The following is a 4,346-nucleotide window of genomic DNA, read 5'->3' on the forward strand; positions in this document are numbered from 1 at the left end:
ACCTGTTTCATGGTATCTCCCTTTTTGTGATTTTTATTCTATCTTATCCGTCTTTATGTCAATGGACAAGGGTTACGCAACAGCCGTATAATTTATTCGTCCCTTTGAATATTTTTTTGGAGAAGTCATCCATGACAAACCAAAAACGATACCGGGTGCGGCTGGACGAAAGCGGAAAACTGGAGATACCCGCCAGTGTTGCCGAGCGCTTTGGTTTGCGCGCCGGCGAGCAGACCATTCTGGAAGAAAACGGGCGAGAGCTCATCCTCTATCGGCCGGTTACATTCCTGGAAAGGGTCTATGTGGAAGCGACCAATGTGTGTAATTTGCAATGCCGCACCTGTGTTCGCAATGTGTGGGAAGAAGAAGCCGGCTTCATGAGTGGGGAAACATTTGAACACGTGTTGGAAGGGGTGATGTCTTTTTATCCCCGTCCGTCTCTCTTTTTTGGCGGATATGGAGAGCCGCTAGCCCACCCCCGCATTTTTGAAATGATCGCCGGAGCACGTTCGGTTGGGGCAGAGGTGGAACTCATTACCAACGGTACCTTGTTGGGAGAAAGTGCCTGCCGGGCTTTGTTGGATTCTGGGGTCAATGTACTGTGGGTTTCACTGGATGGTGCTACTCCGCAGGGGTACATGGATGTGCGGCTGGGGGATGCCCTCGAACAGATTTTGAGCAATTTGCGTCGTTTCCGTGAATTAAAGCGGGAAAGTGGAGCAGCCACTCAATTGGGGATCGCTTTTGTGGCCATGCGCCGCAATATCCATGAATTACCCCAGTTACTTAAATTGGGGCGTGAATTAGGCGCCGCCTGTTTTTCCATCAGTAATGTGCTGGCACACACCCGCGATTTACGCTCGGAGTCGCTGTACGATCATGCCCAGTATGAACCTGAGGCACAGAAAACCAGCCTGCTACCGGTTGTCAACCTGCCGCGCGCTGATTTTCCACCGGAAGTGCAACATGCCTTAGCCGCGGCGGTCCACGATGGTTTTCGGCTGGAGATTAGCGGCTTGAATCCGCTGCGCACGGGCAACCGCTGTCCCTTCATTGAAAGGGGCAGTCTTTCGGTGCGATGGGATGGTAAGGTCAGTCCCTGTTTGCCGTTGCTGCATACCCATGAGAGTTTTCTGGGAGAGCAGGTGCGCCGTTCCATGGCTTATTTTGTCGGTGATGTCGCTCGTCAGAGTATTGCGGAAATCTGGCGAGATGCGGCTTATCTTGACCTGCGCGAGCGGCTTCAGGATTTTGATTTTTCGCCCTGTGTCATTTGTAATTCCTGCGAGATGGCGGAACAAAATCTGGAAGATTGCTTTGGCAACCTGCAGCCGGCCTGTGGGGGTTGCTTGTGGGCGCAGGGCTTGATCCAATGCCCATGAAACTGGCTTCTTAATGGTTCGATAATCGAATGTTAGACGGTTCTTAAACCAACCAAAGGCTCTTTGTGATATTCTGATTAAAAAATTTTTTTAACCATTCCCAAACAGCGTTAGGATGAGGTGTCTATGAATAAAGCAAGAGTCCTTTTTTTGTGTACCGGTAATTCTGCCCGCAGCCAGATGGCCGAGGCATTGTTACGCAAATATGCCGGCGATCATTTTGAAGTTTACAGCGCCGGTTTAGAGCCGAAGGGATTAAATCCTTACACGGTCAAGGTTTTGGAAGAAATTGGCGTGGATACCAGTCAACATTATTCCAAGACGCTGGATACGTTCATGGGGAAAGTCCATTTTGGTTATTTGATTACCGTCTGCAGCAATGCCGAAGAAAACTGCCCGGTCTTCCCCGGCATGGGAAAGCGCATGCACTGGCCGTTTGAAGACCCGGCTGCATTTGTGGGCAGTGAGGAAGAAACCCTGCAAAAGTTCCGTGAAGTGCGCGATCAGATTGATGCCCGTGTGCGCGAGTGGCTAAAGGAGCTGGAAATTCCCATTAATTAGGGGATACGGCTGGCTTTGAAAAGCATCGGCAGGTTGGAAAGCCGGTGCTTTTTTATTGGCTGAGGCTGAAGAGTGTTTCGATTATGTCAAGTCTTTTTGGAAGATTTGTCTTTGATTATCTTTTCGGCTTGTGATAAACTTGCAAGCGTAATCAAGTAGTACTCTTTGGAGAAAAGGGATTCAAAAATAATCATGCCAGTCATCTATCCATTTACTGCCATCGTCGGCCAGGAACGCATGAAGCGCGCGCTGGTTTTGAATGCCGTTGACCCGCGCATTGGCGGGGTTTTGATTCGCGGTGAACGCGGTACGGCTAAATCCACGGCGGCGCGCGCACTGGCAGCCCTGCTGCCTCACGTGCGGGTGGTGGCGGATTGCCGTTTTGGCTGTGACCCGGATAACCCTTCTACCTGGTGCACCGAATGCCGCGAACGCAGCGCGCGCGGCGAGGAACTGCCGGTTGCTACCCGTGCCACTCCTTTTGTCAACCTGCCCATTTCGGCAACGGAAGATCGCGTGGTGGGAACACTGGACATTGAAAAAGCCATTCAAAAGGGGGAGCGTGCTTTTGAACCGGGAGTGCTGGCAGCGGCTAACCGCGGGCTGCTCTACATTGACGAAGTCAACCTGCTGGACGATCATGTGGTGGATGTGCTGCTCGATTCGGCGGCAATGGGGATGAATATTATTGAGCGCGAGGGGATTTCGTTCAGCCACCCGGCGCGCTTTATTCTGGTAGGTACCATGAACCCGGAAGAGGGCGATCTGCGCCCGCAACTGCTGGACCGTTTTGCGCTCTCGGTAGAAATTTACGGTATTCGCGATGCCCGCGAACGGGTACAAATCATGGAACGCAATCTGGCGTTCGAGTCTGACCCGGAAAAATTCCGTCAGCAGTGGCTGCCGAAGGAAGAAGAACTTTCGCGCCAGATTGAACGCGCCCGGCGCTTGATTGATCAGGTCAGTTACACCAGCCGCGATCTGCTTTCCATTGCTCAATTGACCGCTTCCTTGAACGTGGACGGCCACCGCGCCGATCTGGTCATTCTCAAAGCCGCTCGGGCACAGGCTGCTTTTGACGGGCGGACTGCCATCAACGGACGCGATATTGCGCTGGCTGCCGAACTTGCCCTGCCGCATCGCCTCCGCCGCGGACCTTTCTCGCAGGAAGAAGTGACGATGGAAGAACTGCAAGACCGCATCGAACAGTTACAGGGTGCCAGTTCGACCGGTCAGCGCCGCGAAGAGGTTCAACAAATCGAGGAAGAAAAAAATCAGCAAAAAAAAGTCTGAGTGAGGGAGCGGAAAGTCCGGAAACGCTCCCTCAGGGAACACCTCAGCCCGGACAGACTGAAGATGTCTTTGGCAAACAAAATGCCCAATGGTGGGAAGGCGGTGAGAGGGTTAAGGTGGGTCAATCCTTCGATCCGCGCCGGCTGGATACCCCGTTGGATAAAATGGTGCGCCGCTTTGCCGGGCGGCGCTCACGCACCCGCACGGAACGAAAACGCGGCCGCTATGTGCAATCGCGTCCTTCGTATGGCAAGGCAGATGACCTGGCATTTGATGCGACCCTTCGGGCGGCTGCTCCCTACCAGCGTGAGCGGGAAGAAGACCGCCAGCGGGTGGCTTTTTCGGTGCGCCCCAGTGATTACATGCGCAAGGTGCGGGTGCGCCGCGCCGCCAACTTAATTCTCTTTCTGGTGGACGCTTCCTGGTCCATGGCCGTAGCCGAACGCATGCAGGCCACCAAAGGGGCAATCCTTTCACTTTTGACGGATGCTTACCAGCGCCGTGACCGGGTGGGTCTGATTGTGTTTCAAAAGGACCGCGCCACGCTGGTACTGCCGCCGACCAATTCGGTTACGCTGGCGCAGCGCGCACTGGCGGATATTCCGGTGGGGGGCAAAACCCCGCTTTCTGCCGGCCTTAAGCTGGCCTATGAGGTGTTGATGCGCGAACGGCTGCTGCACCCGGATGTGATGCCCCTGCTGATTGTGTTGACGGATGGGGCGGGCAATGTTTCCATGGGTAAACTTCCGCCGCATGAAGAGGCGTATCGGATTGCCCGCCAGATTGCCGAAGAGCATATTCACAGCGTGGTCATCAACATGGAGCATATTGCTTTTGATCAGGGGCTGGCACAGGCGTTGGCCGATCAACTGCAGGCGCCTTGTTACACGATTGGCGAACTGAAGGCAGAAAATCTATATCAGACGGTGCGGAAGGAAATTCACACCACTCAATTAAATCCCAACCCCGACGAACGCCGTTGACTCATCGGCCTGACTGACTTGCCACATCCTTAAGCCCGTGATATTATCGAGGAGTACTGGGAGAACTTCTGGATGGCATTTCGCGCCGAACGCCGCACTCGAATCCGATCTATTCTGGTTTTTATCA

The 4,346-nt window shown here is 53.7% G+C and carries 4 protein-coding genes; all 4 read left to right on the forward strand.

Going from position 1 to position 4,346, the window contains the following annotated elements; translation table 11 throughout:
• Positions 1 to 131: 131 nt before the first annotated feature.
• The 4 genes from VAE48_RS09420 to VAE48_RS09435 all read left to right on the forward strand — a co-directional run bounded on the left by VAE48_RS09420 (position 132) and on the right by VAE48_RS09435 (position 4,219).
• Positions 132 to 1,382 (forward strand): radical SAM protein, encoded by a 1,251-nt coding sequence (locus tag VAE48_RS09420; protein ID WP_322793074.1) that lies wholly within the window; start codon positions 132 to 134, stop codon positions 1,380 to 1,382.
• A 126-nt stretch (positions 1,383 to 1,508) separates the two neighbouring features.
• Entirely contained in the window at positions 1,509 to 1,943 is a 435-nt protein-coding gene (locus VAE48_RS09425; protein WP_322793075.1) for an arsenate reductase ArsC, read from the forward strand.
• A 192-nt stretch (positions 1,944 to 2,135) separates the two neighbouring features.
• The gene (locus VAE48_RS09430) at positions 2,136 to 3,236 is read left to right on the forward strand and encodes an ATP-binding protein (protein WP_322793076.1); all 1,101 of its coding nucleotides are present in this window, start codon (positions 2,136 to 2,138) and stop codon (positions 3,234 to 3,236) included.
• A 116-nt stretch (positions 3,237 to 3,352) separates the two neighbouring features.
• Positions 3,353 to 4,219 (forward strand): vWA domain-containing protein, encoded by an 867-nt coding sequence (locus VAE48_RS09435; RefSeq protein WP_322793077.1) that lies wholly within the window; start codon positions 3,353 to 3,355, stop codon positions 4,217 to 4,219.
• The last annotated feature ends 127 nt before the right edge of the window (positions 4,220 to 4,346 follow it).

It is taken from the genome of Bellilinea sp., assembly GCF_034432615.1.
In the GTDB taxonomy this organism is placed as follows: Bacteria; Chloroflexota; Anaerolineae; order Anaerolineales; family Anaerolineaceae; genus Bellilinea.